The 24,571-nt window shown below is 57.8% G+C and carries 14 protein-coding genes; 9 read left to right on the plus strand and 5 right to left on the minus strand.

Annotated elements, in window-relative coordinates; translation table 11 throughout:
• The first annotated feature begins 268 nt into the window (after window positions 1–268).
• Window positions 269–6,379: a right-handed parallel beta-helix repeat-containing protein gene (locus H3L94_RS08685; RefSeq protein WP_182121692.1), complete on the plus strand. Its 6,111-nt coding sequence runs from the start codon at window positions 269–271 to the stop codon at window positions 6,377–6,379.
• Window positions 6,380–6,593: 214 nt separating this feature from the next.
• On the opposite strand, the gene H3L94_RS13055 is transcribed toward H3L94_RS08685, so the two are convergent.
• The 3 genes from H3L94_RS13055 to dnaA all read right to left on the minus strand — a co-directional run bounded on the left by H3L94_RS13055 (window position 6,594) and on the right by dnaA (window position 9,671).
• Entirely contained in the window at window positions 6,594–6,776 is a 183-nt protein-coding gene (locus tag H3L94_RS13055) for an ATP-dependent exonuclease (protein WP_425325914.1), read from the minus strand.
• Between the two features lie 167 nt (window positions 6,777–6,943).
• Window positions 6,944–8,047 (minus strand): DNA polymerase III subunit beta, encoded by a 1,104-nt coding sequence (gene dnaN / locus H3L94_RS08690; RefSeq protein WP_182121693.1) that lies wholly within the window; start codon window positions 8,045–8,047, stop codon window positions 6,944–6,946.
• A 16-nt stretch (window positions 8,048–8,063) separates the two neighbouring features.
• Window positions 8,064–9,671, minus strand: a complete 1,608-nt coding sequence (gene dnaA, locus H3L94_RS08695; RefSeq protein ID WP_182123141.1) for a chromosomal replication initiator protein DnaA — start codon at window positions 9,669–9,671, stop codon at window positions 8,064–8,066.
• Between the two features lie 191 nt (window positions 9,672–9,862).
• Between dnaA and rpmH the strand changes: the two genes are divergently transcribed.
• The 8 genes from rpmH to H3L94_RS12040 all read left to right on the plus strand — a co-directional run bounded on the left by rpmH (window position 9,863) and on the right by H3L94_RS12040 (window position 22,428).
• Complete coding sequence (gene rpmH / locus H3L94_RS08700) at window positions 9,863–9,997, plus strand: 50S ribosomal protein L34 (RefSeq protein WP_002214728.1); 135 nt, start codon at window positions 9,863–9,865, stop codon at window positions 9,995–9,997.
• Window positions 9,998–9,999: 2 nt separating this feature from the next.
• Window positions 10,000–10,344, plus strand: a complete 345-nt coding sequence (gene rnpA, locus H3L94_RS08705; protein ID WP_182121694.1) for a ribonuclease P protein component — start codon at window positions 10,000–10,002, stop codon at window positions 10,342–10,344.
• Window positions 10,337–10,546 carry a membrane protein insertion efficiency factor YidD gene (gene yidD, locus H3L94_RS08710; RefSeq protein WP_425325915.1) on the plus strand — a complete coding sequence of 70 codons (210 nt, stop codon included), beginning with the start codon at window positions 10,337–10,339 and terminating at the stop codon, window positions 10,544–10,546. Before rnpA ends, yidD begins: the two co-directional genes overlap by 8 nt.
• Before the next feature lie 174 nt (window positions 10,547–10,720).
• The gene (yidC, locus tag H3L94_RS08715) at window positions 10,721–12,355 is read left to right on the plus strand and encodes a membrane protein insertase YidC (protein WP_182123143.1); all 1,635 of its coding nucleotides are present in this window, start codon (window positions 10,721–10,723) and stop codon (window positions 12,353–12,355) included.
• A 232-nt stretch (window positions 12,356–12,587) separates the two neighbouring features.
• The gene (ppk2, locus tag H3L94_RS08720; RefSeq protein WP_182121695.1) at window positions 12,588–13,514 is read left to right on the plus strand and encodes a polyphosphate kinase 2; all 927 of its coding nucleotides are present in this window, start codon (window positions 12,588–12,590) and stop codon (window positions 13,512–13,514) included.
• 315 nt (window positions 13,515–13,829) lie between these two features.
• Window positions 13,830–14,769 (plus strand): IS630 family transposase gene (locus H3L94_RS13060; protein WP_182121696.1). Its coding sequence is split into 2 segments (ribosomal slippage): window positions 13,830–14,162 and window positions 14,164–14,769, totalling 939 coding nucleotides; the frame shifts between segments, so codons are not numbered across the junction.
• A 446-nt stretch (window positions 14,770–15,215) separates the two neighbouring features.
• Window positions 15,216–20,066, plus strand: a complete 4,851-nt coding sequence (locus H3L94_RS08730; RefSeq protein WP_182121697.1) for a right-handed parallel beta-helix repeat-containing protein — start codon at window positions 15,216–15,218, stop codon at window positions 20,064–20,066.
• A gap of 49 nt (window positions 20,067–20,115) precedes the next feature.
• Window positions 20,116–22,428 (plus strand): family 20 glycosylhydrolase, encoded by a 2,313-nt coding sequence (locus H3L94_RS12040; protein ID WP_220457298.1) that lies wholly within the window; start codon window positions 20,116–20,118, stop codon window positions 22,426–22,428.
• Window positions 22,429–22,665: 237 nt separating this feature from the next.
• Here the strand turns inward: H3L94_RS12040 and H3L94_RS08740 are convergent, their stop codons facing one another.
• The gene (locus H3L94_RS08740; RefSeq protein WP_182121698.1) at window positions 22,666–23,610 is read right to left on the minus strand and encodes an alpha/beta hydrolase; all 945 of its coding nucleotides are present in this window, start codon (window positions 23,608–23,610) and stop codon (window positions 22,666–22,668) included.
• A 147-nt stretch (window positions 23,611–23,757) separates the two neighbouring features.
• Window positions 23,758–24,525: an imidazole glycerol phosphate synthase subunit HisF gene (gene hisF, locus H3L94_RS08745; RefSeq protein ID WP_182121699.1), complete on the minus strand. Its 768-nt coding sequence runs from the start codon at window positions 24,523–24,525 to the stop codon at window positions 23,758–23,760.
• Window positions 24,526–24,571: the final 46 nt, after the last annotated feature.

Consider the following 24,571-nt stretch of genomic DNA (forward strand, 5'->3'; position numbering starts at 1 on the left):
GAATCCTATGACCGCTTCCGCAAAATTGGCACAGGATTTTTGGGGAAGCGGTCATAGACCGGCCACATTTCCCCGATAGAGCAAAAGCGCCGGACTGGCGCGGAAATTGCTATATAGCAATATTCCGTTCATGATTCATAGAAGTAAAGACTTTTGAAATAGGTATTTTTTCCATAGATAAGCGATTATTGCGATGGTTTTTCTCACTATAAGCGCTTTTTAGTTAGGAAATTTCTCACGCGAACTGTTATCGACAAAAGGATTTGCCATGGCCACCACCCTCACTATCGTCAACCAACACGGACAAACTTTGGCAGCCCACCGCTTGGGCAATACGCCGCTTTCGATTCGCGCCCAGGATCAAGTGCAATACCAACTGGCGGGCGAGGGCGGCTTGGCGCCGGCCAATGTGGAAGCCGCGAGAGCGGGCAATGATTTGCTGGTCCATATCGACGGGCAGCAGGCTTTGCGGATTGAAGACTATTTCCTGCTCGACGAAAGTGGATTGAAGAATCCGCTGCTCGGCATGAATGGTAACGGCCAATATGTGGCTTACGGCATAGTCGAAGCGCCAAGCGTGTTGCCGGTCGAGCACGTGTTGGCGGAAGAAGTAGCGGGCGTGGGTGTGGCGGCTGGTGAAGGCGCATCTGTTTCTGCGCTCACCGCCTTCGGGATCGGCACTTTGGCACTCGGCGGCTTGGCACTCGCCGCACAAAGTGGCAGCGAAAACAACGACCAATCCAACCAACCCGCACCGCCGCCTGCGGATAACGGCAATACCAATCCACCGCCTTCTGGTGGTGGCAATACCACCCCTCCGCCTGCCGGCGGTGGCAATACCACACCTCCACCCTCTGGCGGCGGTAACACTAATCCTCCTCCCTCCGGTGGCGGCAATACCACTCCGCCCCCGCAGCAACCCAAGCCCAACGGCAGCGTGACCATTGAAGGTGAAGCCAAGGTTGGACAGACGCTGACGGCCAAAATCAGCGACGCCGATGGCGTTTCAGGTAGCCCGCATTATCAATGGCTCGCCGACGGTCAACCCATCCAAGGCGCCACGCAAAGCACTTACACTTTGACCGCCAATGAAAAAGGCAAAGCCATCAGCGTCCAAGCCACTTACACCGACGGTAAAAACACCGCCGAAAAACCGAGCAGCACAGCTACTGCGCCCGTTATCGAAGATACCCCCGCGCCGCCACCCGCAACCGACACCACCGCGCCGACGCTTGCCATCAGCGCCACGCCGTCCACGCTGACGCCCGGCGGCAGCACCCAGCTCACTTTCAAAGCCAGCGAACCCGTCAAAGGCTTTGCTGCTGATGACGTCATCGTCCAAGGCGGCACGCTCTCCAACTTCCGCCAAGTGGATGACACCACCTTTACCGCCACCTTCACCGCAGGCGCAGCAGGCAAAGCCAGCGTGACCGTGGCCGACGATGCTTTTGTTGATTTGGCCAACAATCCCAACGAACTTGCCAATCTCGAACTCGTCATCGGCGCTGCGCCCAACCAAGCGCCCACCGACATCACGCTGTCTGCCGACAGGCTACCTGAAAACAAAGCCGGTGCGGTTGTCGGCAAACTCACCACTACCGACCCCGACCAAGGCGATAGCCACAGCTATACCGTCAGCGACAAGCGTTTTGAAGTGGTGAACGGCGAACTCAAACTGAAAGCCGGTGAAAAAGTGGATTTCGCCCAAGAGCCGCAAATCAAGCTGGCCATCACCACCACCGACAAAGCCGGTGCCAAGTACACAGAAAACTTCACCCTGCAAGTGCAGGACGACCCCAACCATCCCGCACCGCAGCCCACGCCCAACCAAGCGCCGACCGATATCACCCTGTCTGCCAATACGCTGCCTGAAAACAAAGCCGGTGCGGTTGTCGGCAAACTCACCACTACCGACCCCGACCAAGGCGATAGCCACAGCTATACCGTCAGCGACAAGCGTTTTGAAGTGGTGAACGGCGAACTCAAACTGAAAGCCGGTGAAAAAGTGGATTTCGCCCAAGAGCCGCAAATCAAGCTGGCCATCACCACCACCGACAAAGCCGGTGCCAAGTACACAGAAAACTTCACCCTGCACGTGCAGGACGACCCCAACCATCCCGCACCGCAGCCTACGCCCAACCAAGCGCCGACCGATATCACCCTGTCTGCCAACAGGCTGCCTGAAAACCAAGCGGGTGCGGTGGTAGGCAAGCTCGCCACTATCGATCCCGATGCCGGCGATACGCACACTTACACCGTCAGCGACAAGCGTTTTGAAGTGGTGAACGGCGAACTCAAACTGAAAGCCGGTGAAAAAGTGGATTTCGCCCAAGAGCCGCAAATCAAGCTGGCCATCACCACCACCGACAAAGCCGGTGCCAAGTACACAGAAAACTTCACCCTGCACGTGCAGGACGACCCCAACCATCCCGCACCGCAGCCTACGCCCAACCAAGCGCCGACCGATATCACCCTGTCTGCCAACAGGCTGCCTGAAAACAAGGCAGGTGTGGTGGTAGGCAAGCTCGCCACTATCGATCCCGATGCCGGCGATACGCACACTTACACCGTCAGCGATAAGCGCTTTGAAGTCGTAAACGGCGAACTGAAACTGAAAGCCGGTGAAAAGGTGGATTTCGCCCAAGAACCGCAAATCAAGCTGGCCGTCACCACCACCGACATAGCCGGTGCCAAGTACACAGAAAGCTTCACCCTGCACGTACAGGACGACCCTAACCATCCCGCCCCCAATGGCGGCAAATTGGGCGTATACGTTCCCAAACCTATGACCGATGTGGTGGTGAATGCCAAAGACTTCGGCGCCCAAGGCGACGGCAAAACCGATGACCGCGCCGCCATTCAAAAAGCCATTGACGATGTGGCGGCCAAAGGCGGCGGCGTGGTGGATATTCCGGCCGGAACGTATATGGTGAGCGCCAACTCCAACCGTGGCGTGGGCGGCATTGCGATGAAAAGCAATGTGATTTTGCGCATGAGCGAGGATACCGTGCTCAAAGCCATGCCCAATGAATTGCCGACCGACCAATCCGCTGTGCTGCGCATGATCAATGTGGACAATGCCCACATTATCGGCGGCACCTTGGACGGCGGTCGTGATGCCAATCAAGGCGGCGGCTTCGGCGTTTCGATGTATTCCGCGCGCAATGTGGTGATTGAAAACGTGACCGCGCAAAACTTCCTCACCGATGGCTTCTATCTGGGTCGCAATAAATATGACCAGCCGCAGCCCGACAATGTGGTGTTCTACAACGTCACCGCCGATAACAACACCCGCCAAGGGCTCTCCATCACCGGCGGCGACAATATCAAAGTCATCAAATCCGTCTTCAAAAACACCTACGGCGCCAATCCCGAATCCGGCATCGACATCGAGCCGAATCCCAGCAAAGATTCGCCCTTGGAGTTACCGGATGGCAAGACCAAAGTGCCCAACAAAGTCACCAATGTGGAGATCATCGATTCCGTATTTGAAAACAATGCCGGATTCGGCGTCATCGCCTCCGCTGATGAGGATGCCGTGGTGGAAAATGTGCGCGTCATCAACAACCGCATGGATGACAACTTAAACGCCATCCGCTTCAACCATGTGATTGGCGGCGAAATCAGCGGCAACATCATGTTGGATAACGGCCACACCATTCCTTATTTCGACATTGATGTGTACAACAACTCGCAAAACATCATCGTTAAAGACAACACCCTCTACGGCGGCAAACTGCGCACCTATGAAGCGGGCAGCCTGGAAGGCAGCGGCCACCAAGTCAGCGGCAACCACACCAAAGCCGCCGTCTTTATCAAAGGCGCGCTGAAAACCGGTGCCACCGTCTTTGCGCAGCCCGAAGACGGTAACGGCGTTCCTCTGCCCAAATTCATTAAATATCAATGGCAAATCAACGGCAAAGACATAGCCGGCGCCACCGCACGCGAATACACCATCCGCCCCGAAGACAGCGGCAAATCTTTGAGCGTGCGCGTCGAATTCCCCGACGGCAGCAAACAAACCAAAACCGCCGTCAGCAAACCCACGCCGCCCATCGACAGCTTCAAAAACAACGCCGCACCCACCGCGCTGGAGTTGGCAGGCAAAGCGCTTGAAGTCATCGAAGGCAAAAACGGCGCTGTTGCCGGGCGCGTGCGCGGCATCGACGGCGACCGCGGCGACGATTTGAGCTACCGCATCAGCGACGAGCGCTTCGACATCGACGCCTACGGCCTTATCCGTTTGAAACCCGATCAAAAGCTCGACTACGCCCAAACGCAAAGCATCAAGGTGAACGTCACCGCCATTGACCGTGCGGGCAACGAATTGAGCAAACCCTTTACCATCGCCGTTAAAGACGATCCCAATTACACCGCGCCTGCGCCCAAACCACCCGCCAACGGCGGCAAACTTGGCGTGCATGTGCCCAAGCCGACCACGGATTTCGTCGCCAATGTCAAAGACGCCGCTTACGGCGCCAAAGGCGACGGCAAGGCCGATGATACCCTCGCCGTTCAGAAAGCCATCGATGCCGTGGCCGAGAAGGGCGGCGGCGTGGTGGAAATGCCGGGCGGCACCTATATGATTGACGCCACCGCGCAACAAGGGCCGCACAGCCTGTCGCGCAACTACCCGAGCGGGCTGATGATGAAGCCCAACGTCATCTTGAAGCTTGCCGACGATACCGTGCTCAAAGCCATTCCCACCGATCAGGAGCGCTACAACCTCATCACCTTCTACAAAGCCGACAACGCCCATCTCATCGGCGGCACGCTGATCGGCGAACGCGACCAGCATCAGGGTCTCACCGGGCAATACGGCTACGGCGTGCGCGTCATCTCCTCCAAAGACGTGGTGATCGAAAAAGTGACCGCCAAAGACTTCTGGGGCGACGGCTTCTACGTCGGCATCAACAGCGGCGCCGATCCGCAAAGCCAGAACGTCACTTTCTACAACGTCGTGGCCGACAACAACCGCCGCCAAGGCCTCTCAATCACCGATGCCAAAGGCGTGAAAGTGCTGGATTCCGTGTTTAAAAACACCAGCGGGCATATGCCGCAATCCGGCATCGACGTCGAGCCCAACCCCGGACGCAGCACCACCGACATCGACATTCGCGGCAACCGCTTCGAAGGCAACACCGGCTTCGGCGTCGTCGTCTCGGGCGAGCAGTTCAACGGCAAACACGACCCCGGCGGACGGTATGCCGACACCGTCACCAAAAACATCAATATCGAAAACAACACTTTCACCGGCAATAACGACGGCATCTGGATCGGCGGTTTGGCAGGCGGGCGCGTGGCGGGCAACACCATCCACTACGCCAACGTCACGACCGCGCCCACCGGCGGCATCCGCAAACTGCGTCTGGACGACATGAGCCGCGACATCGTCGTCGAAAACAACACCATCTACGGCGGCGGCTATCCGCGCGGTTATACCGAACACGGCAAGCGCATCGAAGGCGGCGGCATCGAAAACCTCGGTCAAAACAACATCGTTCGCAATAACGACTACAAAGCCGACGTCTTTATCCGCGGCCTGGTCAAAAGCGGCGAAACCCTCACCGCCCACGTTTACGACGGCGACATCGTCTCCGCCGACGTGCGCTACCAATGGCGGGCCGACGGCAAAGCCATCGACGGCGCCACAAACCGCAGCTACCGCCTCACCGATGCCGATAACGGCAAGCGCATCAGCGTGCACGTCGAATTCACCGACGGCGCAGGCGAAAAAGAGAGCGCCACCAGCGCCGAAACCAACCCCGTCGGCAGCCCGCAGCCCAACCACGCCCCGCAATGGGCCTACGTCGTCGGCCAATACATCGCCGACGAAACGCCCGGCCATGTTATCGGCAAAATGGGCGTGCACGACGCCGACCCCGGCGAAACCTTCAGCTACCGCATCAACGACGAACGCTTCGAAATCGTCGCCGACCAGCTCAAGCTCAAAAACGGCGTCAGCATCGACGACGCCAACGAAAAAAGCGTATCGCTGGCCATCGAAATCACCGACAGCGGCGGCGCCGGCTTCGTGCGCGAACTCAACCTCACCGTCGCCGAATACGGCACCGACGGCCAAGACACCTTCGTTGTGGACGGCGACGGCGTCAAAACCATCGTCGGCTTCAACGTCAGCCACGGCGATCTGTTGCAGCTCGAGAGCGATGCCTTCAGCGCACTGGAAAAAGGAACACTGGCAGAGAGCGCCTTCACCATCGGGCATGAAGCGACCAGCGCCGAGCAGCGCGTCATCTACAACGCACAAACCGGCGAACTCGCCTACGACCCCGACGGCAACGGCGCGGCAGCGGCAACAAGCATCGCCCGCCTCGACCCCAACCTCGAACTGGAGGCGCAGCATATTCTGATTATCTGATTAAGGGGTGATAAAAAAATCTTCATATTAAGCACTTATCATGGCAAATTTTTACTGAATCAGCCTAATTTAGCTGGTACAAGCCCATCTAAGGGCTGCCAGCAAGCCCTCTATGCACCGGCAGAGATGCCCAATATCGGAGGGTATTAGCATGGGAAACAGCCAAATTTTGTAGTAAAAATTTGGCTGTCAAAGGGGAAAGCCTCAGAAACAGTCAGCTTGGCGGAAAATCAGGCAGAGACCTTTGCAAAACCTCCAGATGTGGATGCAGTTCAAGGCGTAGCAGCGCAGTGAGCGTGAACGCCAGGAATCCCCGTGGGACAGACATATCACATAGATAGGCAAGTAAGCGAGCAGCGCACAACGCAGAAATGCGCCGCAGATGGGAATTTTGCAAAGGTCTCAGGCAATCTTAAATACGCCCTGACTTACTTGCAGGAAAAATCAGCCGAAACATTGTGGAATATGCTGCGGCGAAAGATGAGGATGCGGTTTTGCCAATGAAAACAGGCTACCTGAACGGTTTACGTTTTCAGGTAGCCTGTTGACACAATGAGATGGGCATTAAATCCGCATCGGCATCACGATGTATTTGAAATCAGGATTGTCGGGGATGGTGAACAGGGTGGAGCGGTTGGCGTCGCCGAAGGCCAGCTGGATGTCGTCGGAGTGCACGTTGCGCAACACGTCCATCAGATAGCCGATGTTAAAGCCGACTTCCAATTCGCCGCCCTGATAGGCGATTTCCAATTCTTCGCGCGCTTCTTCCTGCTCGTTGTTGCTGCACAAGACGCTGAGCAGGCCGGGGCGCAGCTGCAGGCGGGCACCGCGGAATTTTTCGTTGGCCAAAATGGCGGCGCGCTCGAGTGCGCCGAGCAGGTCGGTTCGGTTAAGCTGGAAGATTTTGTCGTTGTCTTGCGGGATCACGCGGTTGAAATCGGGGAATTTGCCGTCCACCACTTTGCTGACGACAACGGTGTCGTTGCAACGAAAGCGCACTTGGTTGTTGAGCAGTTCCACGGTAACCGGCTCGGCGGGGCGGTTGAGCAGTTTAAACAGCTCGAGCACGGTTTTGCGCGGCAGGATCACTTCGGCCTTGGGCAGGTTGGCATCAATCACAGCGGCGGAGTAGGCCAAGCGGTGGCCGTCGGTGGCCACCAAGCGCAGGCTGTCGCCTTCTACCTGCATCAACAGGCCGTTGAGGTAGTAGCGGATGTCTTGTACGGCCATGGCGTACTGCACTTGGGAGAGCATGTTTTTGAAGGTTTCCTGCGGCAGGGTGAAGGCAGAGACCACTTCTTCGCCCACGCTCATCAGAGGAAAGTCTTCTGCCGGCAGGGTTTGTAAGGCAAAGCGGGATTTGCCGGCTTTAAGGGTAAGGCGGTTTTGCGCCCAATCCAAGGCCACGATGGCGCCTTCGGGCAGAGCACGCAGGATGTCTTGCAGCTTTTTGGCATTGGTGGTGATGCGGAAATCTTCGGCATCGGTGTGCGGGCCGTGGGTGTGGATTTGGATTTCCAAATCGGTGGCGAGAATGTTGGTTTGGCCGTTGCTGCGCTCGATCAGCACATTGGACAGAATCGGCAGGGTGTGTTTGCGTTCGACAATGCCGGTCACGGCTTGCAGCGGTTTGAGCAGAGTGTCGCGTTCGGCTTGTAAAATCAACATGGTAAATCCCTTCGGATTAATTTTTGATTAAGATCAGGAGTTTTTCGTAATCTTTGGCCAGCTCGGGCTGTTTCTCGCGCAGTTGGCCGGCTTTTTCCACTGCGTTGATGACGGTGCTGTGGTCGCGTTTGCCGAAGGCCTCACCGATGGCCGAGAGGCTCAGGTCGGTCAGGTCTTTGCACAAATTCATCGCGATTTGGCGCGGGCGCACAATGTTTTGATTGCGTTTTTTGCCGATGAGGTCGCTGTCTTTGACACCGTAGTATTTGCCCACGGTGGCGATGATCAGTTCCGGCGTAATCAGCTTATGCTTGCTGGCAACGATGTCTTTTAACGCATCCGCGGCCAGTGCTTGGTCGATGGGCTTGCCGGTAAACTGGCTGCGGGCCAGCACGCGGTTAAACGCACCTTCCAGCTCACGCACGTTGGAACGGATGTGTTTGGCAATAAAAAAGGCGGCTTCTTCGCTCAAATCCGCCCCGGAAAGGGCGGCTTTCTTCTGCAGAATCTGCACCCGCATTTCCAATTCGGGCGGCTCCAGCTCCAGGGTCAGCCCCCAAGAAAAACGGGATTTGAGGCGCTCGTCCAACTCTTCAATCAGGGTGGGCAATACGTCGCAGGTGAGAATGATCTGCTTTTTGTGGCTGTGGAAATGGTTGTAGAGATGGAAGAACTCTTCCATGGTGCGCTCTTTGCCTTTGATGAACTGGATGTCGTCAATAATCAGCAGATCGTATTGTTTGTATTGCTGCTTGAAGGCTTCGTAGGCATTGTTGCGGAAGGACGACATCATATTGCGCAGATAGTCGTCGGAGTGCATGTAGCGCACTTTGGCGCGCGGATTGAGGGCGAGCACGCGGTTGCCGATGGCCTGCACCAAGTGAGTTTTGCCCAAGCCCGTGCTGCCGTAGAGGAAAAACGGATTGTATTGGCTTTTGCCCAGCGATTCGGCAATCGACTGTCCGGCGGCCACGGCCAAGCGGTTGCCTTTGCCCTCCACCAAGCTTTCAAAGGTATAGTCGGGCGACAGATTACTCTGTTCATACCATTGCTGCTGCTCTTCTTCGGCTGCGGTTTTGGGCTTGCTGCTTTTTTTGGCGGCGGCCGGTTTGGCTGGCGACGGGGTTTCCGCCTTACCGGCGCTGTTCTTTTCGCCGCCGGTTTCGTTGGCCAAAATTTGATGTAGACGGGCGGCCACAATGTCGACAGCGCTGCGCTGGTCTTTTAATTCGGCAGGAGCCGCAGCCGAGGCAATGGCTTGTTCGTTTTTTTCTTCAACTCGGCCTTCCATAGCATCGAAGGCCGGCCGCATCCCGGCGATGGCGGCATTGGTGTTAACGGCATCCGTTTCGCCAGCCGCGCGCTCGTACTGACGGCCCCGGCCCTTTTGCAGCAGCAGGGTGGGCGGGTTTTCAGGTAGCCATTGCTGCATCAGGCTGCGGATTTGCGGTGCATAAGTTTGGCGCAGCATATTCAATACGAACACGCTGGGGGCATAAACCACCCACTCCCCGGCATCGGATTCGCCCACGCTCAAGGGAGCAATCCAAGTTTGGTATTGCTTCTCCGGCAGCGTGTTGTGTAAATGATGCAGGCAGCGGGGCCAAAATTGTTCGAGCGTCATCGGATGCAGATTCGGGAGGGTCAAGGCCGCAGGCGGCGGGGGCTGAAAGGTCGGCGGATTATACCGAAAATGCAGCCTGCCCGCTATGGCGGTGCGGCGCGCTTTTTACTTGTTTCTAGATTGACAATCCAGCCGAAATCGGGTGTAATCCGCAGCTTTAGATTTCGAATCATCTGTTAGGAAGCACCCACATGAAACGCACTTACCAACCTTCTGTGACCAAACGCAAACGCACCCACGGCTTTTTGGTGCGCTCCAAAACCCGCGGCGGCCGCGCCGTCTTGGCCGCCCGCCGCGCCAAAGGCCGCAAGCGCCTGGCCGTATAACTGTGGACCGGGGTTTCGGCAAACGGTACCGCCTATTAAAAACGGAAGAGTTTTCTTCCGTTTTTGCTTTGCGCAGGCTAAACAGCAAAACAGCGGTGCAGGTTTGGCAAATGCCCAACGGTTTGCCGCATCCCCGTTTGGGCTTGGCGGTGCCCAAGAAAACCGCCAAACGCGCCAACCGCCGCAACTACATGAAGCGGGCCGTGCGGGAGTGGTTCCGCCTCAACCGCCACCGCTTGGCCGCCAACGACATTGTGGTCAGGGTACGCCAGCCTTTCAATGCAGCAGGCCGTGCCGAAGTTTGGCGGCAGCTTGATCAAGCCGTCGAGCATAAACACCATGGATAAAATTTTACTCGGGCTGATCCGTTTTTACCGCTACGCCCTCAGCCCGATGTTGCCGCCGCGCTGCCGTTACACGCCTACCTGTTCGCAGTATGCACTGGAGGCTGTACAGAAATACGGCGCCTTAAAAGGTTGCTGGCTGGCTTGTAAGCGCATCTGCCGCTGTCACCCTTTGGGCGGCAGCGGGCATGATCCGGTGCCTTAACCCCGCCCTTTGAACAGACTCAAATGAAACGTCTGTCCAGCCGCCGCATCAAAACACACCACACCGCAGCTTGCCGTGCTCGAAACAGACACGGCAGCCGCCGCCTTACTTAAGCTAAGGCTACCTGAAAGCCATTCAGGTAGCCTGTCCCGATACCAATACGGAACGCACATAATGGACGAAACCAAACCCTCCGATTTCAAACGCATGCTGGTGTTTGTTGCCATCGCCATGGCCGTGATGCTGACGTGGGAATACTTTTTCCCCAAACCGCAACCCGAACAGCCTGCCGCCCAGCAGCAAACTGCGGCCGCACAAGCGCCCGCCATCGGTGCCGATTTGGGCAAAACCACGCCGGTAGCGGTTCAGACCGACACCTTCCAAGCAATCATCGACGAGAACAGCAGCGATCTGCGCGAATTGGTGCTGCAGCGCCACAATGCCACCGGCGATGCCGAGCAACCCTTCACCCTGCTGACCAACAGCGAACGGCACAAATATGTTGCCCAGTCGATGCTGCTGGATGCCGACGGCCAATACCTGCTCAAAGACGTTCCCTTCCAAGCCAGCCAGAAAACCGAAGGCCAGACCACCGAAGTGCGCCTGAGTGCGCCGGAAACCAACGGCGTGCAGGTGGACAAAATCTACACCTTCCGCCAAGGCAGCTATTTGATCGATGTGCGTTTCGACATCACCAACGCTTCCGACAAGCCGCTTAAGCTCGACAGCGTTTACCGTCTGCTGCGCGACAACAGCGAGCCGGAAGGCGCCGGCTTCTTCGACCAAACCTACACCGGCCCCGTGGTTTACACCCCCGAAGGCAAATTTCAGAAAGTGGCGTTTGACGATTTGGACAGCGATTACGAATCGCGCAAAGACCAGGCCGATTACGAACGCACCGCCACCTCCGGCTGGGTAGGCTTTACCCAACACTACTTCTCCTCTGTTTGGGTGCTGCAGCCCAAAGACGGACAGAGCATCTGCCAAAACGGTCACTGCCTCTTGGACGTGAAACGCCGCAGCGACAATCTGTATTCTGCCGGCGTGCGCGTGCCGCTGCCGGAAATCGCGCCGGGCCAAAAACTCAGCTTCCCCATCGGCCTGTATGCCGGCCCGCAGGAATATTCCGGCATGATCCAAGTGGCCGACAATTTGGAGCTGATCAAAGATTACGGCAAAACCCATTTGTTCGCCTCGCCGCTGTTTTGGCTGCTGAATTGGTTGCACAGCCTAGTCGGCAACTGGGGTTGGGCCATTGTGCTGCTTACCGTGATCGTGAAAGCCGCCTTGCTGCCGCTGACCAACGCCTCCTACCGTTCGATGGCCAAAATGCGTGCCGTGGCGCCTAAGCTGGAGATGCTGAAAAAGCAGCATGGCGACGACCGCATGGCTTTGCAGCAGGCCATGATGAAGATGTATCGCGACGAAAAAATCAATCCGCTCGGCGGCTGTCTGCCCATGCTGTTGCAGATTCCGGTGTTCATCGGCCTGTATTGGGTATTGTTTGCTTCGGTGGAGCTGCGTCAGGCCCCCTGGGGCTGGATCAACGACTTGGCCCGGCCCGACCCGATTTTCGTGCTGCCGGTGCTGATGACGGTGACCATGTATGTGCAAACCCTGCTCAATCCGCCGCCCACCGACCCGATGCAGGCGAAAATGATGAAGATCATGCCCTTAATGTTCTCCGTGATGTTCTTCTTCTTCCCCGCTGGCTTGGTGCTCTACTACGTGGTAAACAACTTGCTGACGATTGCCCAACAGTGGTTTATCAATAAACGCTACAGTAAAAAATACCCCGCTTCAGCATAAGGACAACAGGCTACCTGAAAGCTTTCAGGTAGCCTGTTTTGCCGATGGCGCCGCCCGGAGAAATTTTGGCGCCAAACCGTGTTTTTCCCTGCGCTTGGGAGTAGAATACGGTCGGATAAAGTTTTGGCTCGAGGCACTTGATCGGCGCCGGCAAAGCGGCCCCGGCAGCAGCAGACAGTTATTGTTTTACCGTGTCATTTTTCCATCCACCCATCCACAAAAGGAACACCCTATGGCAGAAAAACAACTCAAACCTTTCGAAGCCGTCGATCTCGGCGATAAAAAAGACCAGCTCAGCGTGTTTGAGGAAAAAGTCTTGAAGCATGAAGGCAAAACTTCCTGCGAAAACTCTTCCAGTGCCCCGCTGCCGGAAAGCTATCCCTACCGCACCCGCATCAGCCGCCGTGTATACGAAAAAGAAAAACGCATTCTGCAAATCGAGCTGTTGAAAGTACAAAGCTGGGTGAAAGACAGCGGCCAGAAAATCGTTTCCGTTTTCGAAGGCCGCGATGCCGCCGGCAAAGGCGGCACCATCAAACGCTTTATGGAACACCTCAATCCGCGCGGCGCCCGCGTGGTGGCACTGGAAAAACCCAGCGAACGCGAGCGCGGTCAATGGTATTTCCAACGCTACATCGAACGCTTGCCCACCGCCGGCGAAATGGTGTTCTTCGACCGCTCTTGGTACAACCGCGCCGGCGTGGAACGCGTGATGGGCTTCTGCGAGCCGCACGAATATCTGCAGTTTATGCGCCAGGCACCCGAATTGGAGCGTATGTTCGTCAACAGCGGCATCCATCTGTTCAAATTCTGGTTTTCCGTATCGCGTGAAGAACAGCTGCGCCGCTTCCTCTCCCGCCGCGACGACCCTTTGAAACATTGGAAGCTGTCACCGGTGGACATCGAATCGCTCGACCGTTGGGACGACTACACCGAAGCCAAAAATGCCATGTTCTTCCATACCCACACCGGCGACGCGCCGTGGACCATCATCAAATCGGACGATAAAAAACGCGCCCGCTTGAACTGCATCCGCTATTTCCTGCATTCGCTGGATTACCCGGGTAAGGACGAACAAGCCATCGGTCAGGTGGACCCGCTGATTGTACAAGTGCCTAACGCACAGTTTAAAGACAATTTCGACTTGATTGCCGACTAAGCCCTCCAACACCATACAGGCTACCTGAAAGCAAGCCTCGCCTACTTTCAGGTAGCCTGTACAGCAAATATCTTCATCTTTGCCACTATGCCGCCTTTATCCGGGCGGCATTTTTTGAGCCCGCTTCCGCTGAAAAAGCGCTTGAAGCCTTTGCAAAATTCCCATCTGCGGTACATTTCTGCATTGCGCGTTGACACCCTGGGGTGCAGCCCACTCTTTTGCCCAACGTGTGATATGTCTGCCCACTGGGATTCCTAGAGCAACTTCGACTAAAAACGTTACATAATAGGTTTTTTCTGGCAGCCGGAGCATGAGATGCGCGCCTATTCGCAAGACCTGCGAGATCGAGTACTGGGAGCGCTGGAGCGCGGAGAGCGCCCCAGCGCCATTGCCCGTCGTTATGAAGTCAGCCGCATGTGGGTATATCGGGTGCGTGATCGCTTCGAAAAAGAAGGCGAGCGCAGCAGCAGGCAGCAAGGCGGCAAGCGCATCTCCCGGCTGGCGCCAGTAGAGGGCATGATCCGCGACTGGATCAAGGCCGATCCCGATCTGACCTTGGTGCAAATGTGCGAGCGTTTGGCCGGGCATGGCATCAGCATCAAACCCTCGGCCTTGTGGCACCAGCTCAACAAATGGCGGCTGAGCTTCAAAAAAAACGCTGCACGCCAGCGAGCAGGAACGTGAAGACGTGCAGCAGGCACGGGCGAGCTGGATACAGCAGCAGGCCCGGCTCGATGCCAGGCGCCTGGTATTTCTGGACGAGACCTGGAGCAGCACCTGCATGACGCCGCTGCGCGGGCGCGCCCCGCGCGGTCAACGCTGCGTGGCCAGCGCCCCGCATGGGCACTGGAAGACCAGCACCTTCATTGCCGCCTTGCGCTGTGATGCACTGACGGCCCCCATGGTGACCGATGGCCCCATCAATGGCGCCGTGTTTCTGGCGTGGGTCAAAACCTTTCGGTGCCCGACACTTCGCCCTGGCGACATCGTCATTGCCGACAACCTCTCCAGCCACAAAGTGGCGGGCGTGCGAGAAGCCATCGAAGGCGTGGGCGCCAGCATTCGCTATCTGCCGCCGTACTCGCCGGATTTGAACCCCATCGAGAAGCTGTTTGCCAAGTTCAAGGCGCTGCTGCGCAGGGCGGGCGAGCGCACGGTGGGTGCGCTGTGGCAGCGCATGGGGCAGCTGGTTGATTTGTTCTCGGCTCAAGAGTGTGCCAATTACTTCAAATCAGCTGGGTATGTAATGAATTAAATCGAAATTGCTCTAGCGTTCACATTCGCGGCTCAGATACGCCTTGAACTGCCTCCATATTTGGAGGTTTTGCAAAGGTCTTAATGGATTTGGGGATGATGAACAAATCGGTGTTACACAAACCCTTATGTGGTACAGAAAAGCACCGCACTTGCGCAACCGAGGCAAACAGAACAACCCCCCATCATAAATTGACTACTTGAAGCCGCTCTCCCGGCGTTTTTTGTCGTACCCAAAACAGAACTCACAAGGCTACCTGAAACCAAACTGGCGTGGAAATTGCTATACAAAAATATTGCATTCGTTATCTGCGGCAGTAGAAGTAAGAAACACTTAACTTCATATCTTTCCTATAAATATTAAATGCTTGTATCGAAAATATTCTCAGCATAAGCAATTATGGATGAGAAATTGACCAACAAGTCGCCATCAACAAAGGATTTGCCATGGCCGCCACCCTCACCATCGTCAACCAACACGGACAAACTTTGGCAGCCCACCGCCTGGGCAATACACCGCTCGCGATTCGCGCCCAGGATCAGGTGCAATATCAATTGGCGGGCGAGGGCGGAATGGCACCAGCCAATGTCGAAGCGGCCAGGACGGGCAACGACCTGCTGGTTCATATCGACGGCCAGCAGGCTTTGCGGATTGAAGACTATTTCCTGCTCGACGAAAGTGGATTGAAGAATCCGCTGCTCGGCATGAATGGCAACGGCCAATATGTGGCTTACGGCATAGTCGAAGCGCCAAGCGTGCTGCCGGTGGAACACGTGTTGGCGGAAGAAGTGGTGGGGATGGCCGCTAGCGAAGGCGCATCTGTTTCTGCGCTGACTGCTTTCGGCATAGGCACTCTGGCGCTCGGCGGCTTGGCACTCGCCGCACAAAGCAGCAATGAAAACAACGACCAATCCAATCAACCCGCACCGCCGCCTGCAGATAATGGCAACACCACACCGCCACCTTCCGGTGGTGGCAACACTACACCTCCGCCCTCCGGCGGTGGCAACACCACGCCTCCGCCTTCCGGTGGCGGCAATACCAATCCGCCCCCGCAACCGCCCAAGCCCAACGGCAGCATCACCATCGAAGGCGACGCCAAAGTCGGGCAAACGCTGATTGCCAAAATCAGCGACGCCGACGGCGTTTCAGGTAGCCCGCAATACCAATGGCTCGCTGACGGCCAAGCGATTGCCAATGCGACCCAGTCCACCTACACCTTGACCGCCAATGAAAAAGGCAAAACCATCAGCGTCCAGGCCACTTACACAGATACCAAAAACACCGCCGAAAACCCGACCAGCGCCGCCACCGCCCAAGTTACCGAAGACACGCCCACGCCGCCCGCCAACCAAGCCCCGACGGACATCGCGCTTTCCGCCAACAGGCTACCTGAAAACCAGGTCGGCGCTGTGGTGGGCAAGCTCAGCACCACCGATGCCGACGCCAACGACAGCCATACCTACACCGTGAACGACCAGCGCTTTGAAGTCGATGTCCAGGGCAACCTCAAGCTCAAAGACGGCATCAAAGTCGAATTCGCGCAAGAAAAAACCATATCCTTGGAAATCACCACCACCGATAAAGCCGGTGATAAATACAGCGAAACCTTCACCATCAACGTGCAGGACGACCCCAACTACCCCGCACCCAATCCTCCCACACCGCCCAATGGCGGTAAACTCGGCGTCTACGTCCCTAAACCTGCGACCGACTTTATCGCCAATGTCAAAGACGCCGCTTACGGCGCCAAAGGCGACGGGCAAAGCGACGACACCGCCGCGATCCAAAAAGCCATTGATGCCGTGGCTGCCAAAGGTGGCGGCATTGTCGAGATTCCAGCGGGCACCTATATGATTAACGGCGCGGCGACCAGCGTGCTCGGGCCGGGCGATGTGCCTCGCACTTCCGGTTTGCAAGTGAAAAGCAACGTCATCATCCGCATGGCGGGCGACACGGTGATGCAAGTCATCCCCAATGGGGAGAAGCACTACGATATTTTCAATATTTACAACGCCGAAAACGTCGCCATCATGGGCGGTACTTTACGGGGCGACCGCCACAGCCATTTGAATGCCCAAGGCGAATGGGGCTCGGGCATCAAGATTGCCAGCGCCAAAAACGTGGTCATTGAGAAGGTCATCGCGCGCGAATTTTGGGGCGATGCCGTGCACATCAGCGACAGCGGCAGCCTGCCGCGCACGCCCAGCGAAAACGTTACCGTCTACCAACTCACTGCCGACGGCAACCGCCGCCAGGGCATTTCGATCACCTCTGCCGACAAAGTGCTGATTGAGGATTCCGCCTTCAAAAACACCGGCGGACAGGGCGGCACGCCGCCGATGGCCGGTATCGACATTGAGCCGGAAAGCCAGCAACAGGTGAGCAACGTCACCATCAAAAACTCGACATTCGACAACAACACCGGCTACGGCATCGCCTTGCTGGAGCGGGCGGACGTTGAAAACGCCGACATCCGCAACATCGTCATCGACGGCAACACCATCAAAACCGGCGGCGCGGGCATCGTGGTCAACAACACCGGCGGCCACACCATCACCAACAACCACATCAGCGACATCGGCAAAGGCTGGTACTACGGCAGCCAGCATTCGCTGGCGCTGAACGCGAACAGCCATGACAACACCGTGACCGGTAACACCGTAAAAACCGGCAGCATCATCGATGCCGGGCAAAACAACAGTGTTTCGGGCAACACCTTTGAATCCGTAGCCTTTGTGCGCGGAGAAAACAAAGTAGGGGCGACGCTTACCGCCGAAGTGCACAACGACGACGGCGCGCCGCGCAACTTGGGCTATCAATGGCTCGCCGACGGCAAGCCTATCAATGGCGCGACCGCCGCGACCTACACCGTGCGCCCCGAAGACGCGGGCAAACGCATCAGCGTGGAAGCAAGCTTCGACAAAGACGGCGGCGCACGCGAAACCACCGAATACGAAGTGCCGACCCTGCCCATTGCAGGCACGCCCAATCCGCCCGCGAATGACGGCAAACTCGGCGTCCACGTCCCCAAGCCGACCACCGACTTCATCGCCAATGTCAAAGACGCCGCTTACGGCGCCAAAGGCGACGGCCAGACCGACGACACTGCCGCGATCCAAAAAGCCATTGATGCGGTGGCAGAAAAAGGCGGCGGCGTGGTGGAAATTCCCGCCGGCACGTATATGATCAACCCCTTGGCCCATGAAGGGGCATACGGCATCATTACCACCGGCAATGGCTTGATGTTAAAGAGCAATGTTACCGTGAAAATGGCGGACGATACCGTGCTTAAAGCCATCCCCAACGACAGCGCTTACTACACCATCTTCACCCTCTACAAGGTGCAAAACGCCCATATCATCGGCGGCACCTTGCTCGGCGATCGCGACGAGCATCAGGACATCGTCGGCCTGTGGGGCAACGGCGTGAATATCCTGTCTTCGCAAAACGTTGTGGTGGAAAACGTCGCCGCGAAAAACTTCTGGGGGCTGGGCTTCTACGTCAATAAAAACTCAAGCCAAGATCCGGCCAGCGAACATATCACCTTTTATCACGTTACCGCCGACAACAACCGCCGCCAAGGCATTTCCTTAAACGGCGGCCATCACGTCAAAATTCTCGACTCCGAATTTTTGAACACCCACGGTCATATGCCACAATCGGGCATCAACATCGAGCCCAACAAAGGCGACAACCATGTCAGCGACGTGGAAATTCGCGGCAACACCTTCAAGCACAACCAAGGCTTCGGCATCGTCATTTCCGGCAGCCAATACGAAGGCACCTCCATCCGCAACGTCATCGTCGAAGACAACCAGATGTACCACAACCGCGACGGCATTTGGGTGCTCGGCCTGCAAGGCGGCCGTATCGCAGGCAACACCATCTACCAGCCCGACATCACCCATGGCGTCACCGGTGGCAGCCGCGAAATCCGCCTGGATGCGAAAAGCAGCAGCGTTGTGGTTGAAAACAACATCCTGCACGGCGGCAGCGCCATCGCCAACCACGGCACCAACAACACCGTCAGCGAAAACACCTACAAAGCCGCCGCCTACATTCGCGGTCAGGCTGAAACCGGCGAAATACTGACTGCACATGTCATGGACGGCGACGGCTACGACAAAACCAAATTGGACTACCAATGGCTGGCCGACGGCAAAGCCATCGCAGGCGCACAAAGCGAACGCTACACCGTGCGCCCCGAAGACAGCGGCAAAGCCATCAGCGTGCGCGTTACCTTCACCGACAACGCGCAACATCACGAAACCGCCGACAGCCTGCCCACCGCACCCGTCGGCAGCCTCGCGCCCAACCACCCGCCTGCCTTCTTCTACCTGCAAGGCAGCACCATCGCCGAAAACCGCAGCGGCGCCGTCGTCGGCAAAATCACCCCCATCGACGACCCCGACCACGGCGACCGCCACAGCTACCGCGTGAGCGACCCGCGCTTTGAAGTCAAAGACGGCGAACTGCGCCTGAAACCAGGCGAAAGCGTGTACCGCCACCGCGAAAGCGACGGCAAAATTTACCTCAGCATCGAAGTCACCGACCAAAGCGGCGAAAGCATCGTGCGCGAATTCAACCTCAACATCACCGCCGACCCCGCCTACCAAGCGCCTGCCAACCACGCCCCCACTGGCATCACGCTCGAACACGCGAGTGTTGCCGAAAAAAATCCAGGCGCCATCATCGGCAAAGTGCACGTCGCCGATCCCGATATTGGCGACCGCCACACCTTCAACTTCAGCGACGGCCGCTTTGAAATCGAAAACGGCTACCTGAAACTCAAAAACGGTCAACAACTCGACCACGACCAAGGCAAAAGCATCGGCCTCTCCATCACCGCCAAAGACATCGCAGGCGCGAGCCACAAAGAAAGCTTCACTCTCAACATCGTGGACGACGGCAAACCAAGCGGCAGCGCCAAAATGCTGAAAATCCAAAGCGAACCCGAACTGGATTTGAACAATCTTGAACGCGGTACAGAGGGACAAGAGGGCTTTGTGATTGACGGGCAGGGCGTGAAAACCCTCAGCGGTTTTAACGGGCAAGGAGGCGACCTATTGCAACTCGAGAGCGATGCCTTTACCGCACTCGACAAAGGCACACTCGCTGAAAGCGCCTTCACCGTCGGCGGCAAAGCCGGGAGCGCCGAGCACCGCGTGATTTATAACGCCAACACTGGCGAACTCGCCTACGACCCTGACGGCAGCGGTGCGGCAGCCTCCACCGTTATCGCCCGCCTCGATCCCGCGCTGGAGCTGGAAGCGCAACATATCCAGATCATTTAACAACTTCTTCTATATCCAATACAAATTGGATTGATTTCAGAGAATATCGATGACCCAATTACTGACTGTAAAAAACAAAACCATCACCAATCGGCAAAAGATTGACGGCCAACACATTCTGCCTCAACAAGACGATACCGCCTTCGTACTGGAATACCATGCAGACCGCTTGCCCGCCATTCAAGTACAAGGCGATCATCTTCAAGTACTGCTCGGCGACGAAGAAGGCCTGCTGCTGCACGCCAAACAACAAAGCAACTTGTTTCTCAACACCCCCGAACAGGCTTACCGTTTGGCAGGCGGCAAATGGGTGCCCATCGACGGACAACCATGGGCCGCTCCTGATGTCTTGGCCGAAACCGTCACCACCTCCGAAAGCTCAGGCCTATCCACTCCCGGCATGATCGGCATCGGCACCTTGGCCTTGGGCGGCCTCGCCGCAGCTGCGGGCGGCGGCGGCAGTGGCGGCAGCCATTCGGAAGCAGCTCCCGCTCCGACACCCGCTCCGACACCCGCTCCGACACCCGCTCCGACACCCGCTCCGACACCCGCTCCGGCACCCGCTCCGACACCCGCTCCGGCACCCGCTCCGGCACCCGCTCCGGCACCCGCTCCGACACCCGCTCCGACACCCGCTCCGGCACCCGCTCCGGCACCCGCTCCGGCACCCGCTCCGGCACCCGCTCCGGCACCCAACGCCGACATCAGCATCAGCGGAACAGCCAAAGTCGGCCACACCCTGACCGCCGTACTGCACGAGCCCGACGGTTTTTCAGGTAACCCCGGCTACCAATGGTTCGCCGACGGCCGGGCCATCCCGGGCGCCACCGGCCCAACCCACACCCTGACCCGGGCAGAACAAGGCAAAAACATCACCGTCCAAGCCGGCTATACCGATCACGCAGGCACGGCCGAGCAACCGCACAGCACTCCCGCCGGCACCGTGCTCGCGGCCAAAGAAAGCGGCCTGATGCTCGACATCGCCCGCCATTTCTATTCGCCCAAAGTCATCAAACAATACATCGACACCATTGCCAAAGCCGGCGGTACCTTCCTGCACCTGCACCTATCGGGCAACGAAAACTACGCCCTGGAAAGCCTGGTGCTCAACCAGCGCGCCGCCGATGCCGTGCGCGACAGCAACGGCATCTACACCAATCCCAAAACCGGCCAACCTTTCCTCAGCTTTGCCCAGCTGCAAGACATCGTACAGCACGCCAAAGCGCAAGGCGTGGAGCTGATTCCCGAAATCGACAGCCCCGCGCACATGGGCGGCATCTTCGCCCTGCTGCCGCCCGACCAAGTGCAGATCATCCAATCGCCGGTTATCGCCAACCAAATCCACTATACCGAGCCGCGCGCCATCGCCTTCATCCAGTCCCTGATCGGCGAAGTGGCCGGCCGCTTCGGCGACAGCAGCCGGCATTTCCACATCGGTGGCGACGAATTCGGCTACAGCGTGGCCAACCACCACGAATTCGTGGCCTACGCCAACCAACTCTCAGGCTACCTGAAAACCCTGGGGCTGACCCCGCGTATGTGGAACGACGGCGTCATCAAATCCGCCTTGCCCCAATTTGATTCCAGTATCCAAATTACCTATTGGGATTACGACGGCTTCATGGACAACGCCAGCGCCGATCCCGCCCAAATCGCCGCGCGCCGCGCCGTACGCGCCGATATGCCCGAGTTGGCAGAGGCCGGATTCGACGTACTCAACTACAATTCCTACTACCTCTACGCCACGCCCGACAGCGGCAACGGCGCCACCTCGGAGCCGGGCAACTTCGCCGAACGCGACATCTTAAAAAACTGGCATCTGGGGGTTTGGGACAGCAACAACCACGCCAACGCCATGACCGACAGCAGCAAAATCGCCGGCGCCGCCCTCGCCATTTGGGGCGAGCACGCCGGCACCCTCAGCGATGAAACCGTCTTCCGCTATACTGCCGGCCATCTGGATGCCGTCATCCGCAAGACCAATGCCGCCGCCGACAGCCAGCTGGCCGACACCATCGCCGCCGAATCCGCCAACGGCTTTTATCAGCTTAACCAAGAGGCCTACCTCGACTTCGGCCACATTGCCGACAACGCAGTGGTGGACTTGCGCTACAACGGCAAACAAACCCTGCATCTGCTGCAAGAAGAGTTGCTCAGCGACCACAGCGCCCTCGATATCTGGGTTCGCGCCGACACCCGCCACGACACCCGCGGCGACGGCGTGGTGCTCAACCGCCACTGGCAGAAAACCGCACAAACCGACAGCCGTGGCAGCGGCTGGGAGCAAGAAAACTACACCGCCTACGAATACCGCGGCAACAAACTGTGGCTGGATGACGACATCGTGATCACTTGGATTTGATGACCGTAAACCCCCTCTGCACACGGCAAAACGGCAGCATGCTCGCCACATACTGCCGTTTTGTTTGCCGCCAAATCCGTTGAGCATAGCCTTTCAGGTAGCCTGCCGCTGTGGAAAAGCACCGCGCCTGCTTCCACTTCACACAGCAGTTTCAATAAACACCATTCGCCCCAACCGTTCAGCCCGTACACCGAAGCAAAGGCTACCTGAAAACGCAAACACACACAGACAAGCGCCCTACTCCGCCAAACCGTTCAAAAACGCCGCCATCTCGGCGTATGCCTGCGCGCACACCTCGGGATTCAAATCCTCCAAATTCAAAAACGCGTGGATCACCCCCGCCATCTCCACATGGCGGCACGACACACCGGCGGCCTGCAATTTGGCTGCATAGGCGCGGCCTTCATCACGCAGCGGATCAGCCTCGGCAGTGAGCACCAAGGTAGGCGGAATCGGGCTGAGCACCGCACGGTGCAGGGGCGAAGCGGCACGGCGGTCTGCGCCGTCAAGGAAATAACGGTCGAAATACCAGCGCATCCGCTCCGCCGTCAGCAGATAACCCTCGGCAAATTCGGCCACCGAAGGCTGGCTCATGGTGAAATCCACGCTCGGATACACCAACACCTGGCCGGCAATCCGCACCTCGGCCGCATCGGTGCAGCAAAACAGATTGGCGCAAATCGAACCGCCGGCGCTGTCACCGCCCACGCTGATGCGGTCGGCAAAGCGGATGCCGCGCCCGGTCAGCAAGGCGCGGACGCCGCGCAACACCGTCAGCGCATCCTCCTGCGCCGCCGGATAAGGGTTTTCCGGTGCCAAACGGTATTCGGGCGCCACCACTACATGTCGGGTTTGCACCGCCACGCGGCGCAAAATCTGGTCGTACACGCTCACGCTGCCCGCCACCCCGCCGCCGCCGTGAAAATACACCAACACCGGCAAGGCCTGCTCGGGTGCGGGATGGTAAATCCGCACCGGCACGGCATAAGCCGCAGGTGAAGGCACGGTGTCGTCCCACACCGCCGCCACCTCCTGCGCCCGGCTGACATAGCGGAAGGTCAGTCCGGCCAAAGCCTCGCGGACATTGATCACATTGGGCCGGAAGCCCCGCGCTTGTGCGGCGGGCAAGAGCTGATGGTTGACCACATCGAGAAATTGGCGCACGGCCGGCAGCAGCGTCATCACACATCCTTTCAGGTAGACTCAAACGAAAATCCAAGGCTGAAGGCTACCTGAAAGCGCCGGCGGAAGCCAGCGATTCGCCGTTAAAGCGCCGACAAAAAAGGCGGATGCCGCCATCCGCCTTTTTTGTCTTCGTGCTCAGTGTTTTTACAAGCGCACCTCAATGCCCGCCGCCTGCATCGCCAGTTTGGCCTCGCGGATGCTGACTTCGCCGAAATGGAAAATACTGGCCGCCAACACCGCATCGGCTTTGCCTTCCTGTACGCCGTCAATCAGATGCTGCACATTGCCCACGCCTCCGGATGCAATCACCGGAATGCTCACCGCCTCGCTGATGGCGCGAGTGAGCGGCAGGTTGAAACCGATTTTGGTGCCGTCACGATCCATGCTGGTGAGCAGGATCTCGCCCGCCCCGCGCGCCTGCATGTTTTTCGCCCACTCCACCGCATCGATGCCGGTGGCTTTGCGGCCGCCGTGGGTAAACACTTCCCAGCGCGTGTTTTCGGGATTGACCGCTTTGGCATCAATCGCCACCACAATCGCCTGCGAACCGAAAAAACTGCTCGCTTCATTCACCAGATCGGGGTGGGTGACGGCGGCGGTGTTGATGCTGGCTTTGTCGGCACCGGCATTCAGCAGTCGGCGCACATCGGCCACCGAACGCACGCCGCCGCCAACGGTAAGCGGAATAAACACTTGCGAGGCCACTTCTTCGATCACGTGCAAAATGGTGTCGCGGTTGTCGGATGAAGCGGTGATGTCGAGAAAAGTCAGCTCGTCGGCGCCTTCGTCGTTGTAGCGCTTGGCCACGTCCACCGGATTGCCCGCATCGCGCAGGCCGACAAAGTTCACGCCTTTGACCACGCGGCCGTTGTCCACATCCAAACAGGGAATAATGCGTTTGGCCAATGCCATCTGGGGCTCCTCAAGAAAAACAACGGCATGGTCCGCGCCGTATGCC

Origin of the sequence: Neisseria shayeganii (assembly GCF_014054965.1) — a bacterium.
Lineage (GTDB): Bacteria > Pseudomonadota > Gammaproteobacteria > Burkholderiales > Neisseriaceae > Eikenella > Eikenella shayeganii.

Excerpts from the sequence above, each read along its gene's own strand:
- H3L94_RS08740 (WP_182121698.1), bottom strand. The coding sequence starts at position 23,610 with ATGACGCTGCTGCCGGCCGTGCGCCAATTTCTCGATGTGGTCAACCAT.
- yidC (WP_182123143.1), top strand. The coding sequence starts at position 10,721 with ATGGACGAAACCAAACCCTCCGATTTCAAACGCATGCTGGTGTTTGTT.
- ppk2 (WP_182121695.1), top strand. The coding sequence starts at position 12,588 with ATGGCAGAAAAACAACTCAAACCTTTCGAAGCCGTCGATCTCGGCGAT.
- H3L94_RS12040 (WP_220457298.1), top strand. The coding sequence starts at position 20,116 with ATGACCCAATTACTGACTGTAAAAAACAAAACCATCACCAATCGGCAA.
- rpmH (WP_002214728.1), top strand. The coding sequence starts at position 9,863 with ATGAAACGCACTTACCAACCTTCTGTGACCAAACGCAAACGCACCCAC.
- H3L94_RS08730 (WP_182121697.1), top strand. The coding sequence starts at position 15,216 with ATGGCCGCCACCCTCACCATCGTCAACCAACACGGACAAACTTTGGCA.
- hisF (WP_182121699.1), bottom strand. The coding sequence starts at position 24,525 with ATGGCATTGGCCAAACGCATTATTCCCTGTTTGGATGTGGACAACGGC.
- dnaA (WP_182123141.1), bottom strand. The coding sequence starts at position 9,671 with ATGACGCTCGAACAATTTTGGCCCCGCTGCCTGCATCATTTACACAAC.
- yidD (WP_425325915.1), top strand. The coding sequence starts at position 10,337 with ATGGATAAAATTTTACTCGGGCTGATCCGTTTTTACCGCTACGCCCTC.
- H3L94_RS08685 (WP_182121692.1), top strand. The coding sequence starts at position 269 with ATGGCCACCACCCTCACTATCGTCAACCAACACGGACAAACTTTGGCA.
- dnaN (WP_182121693.1), bottom strand. The coding sequence starts at position 8,047 with ATGTTGATTTTACAAGCCGAACGCGACACTCTGCTCAAACCGCTGCAA.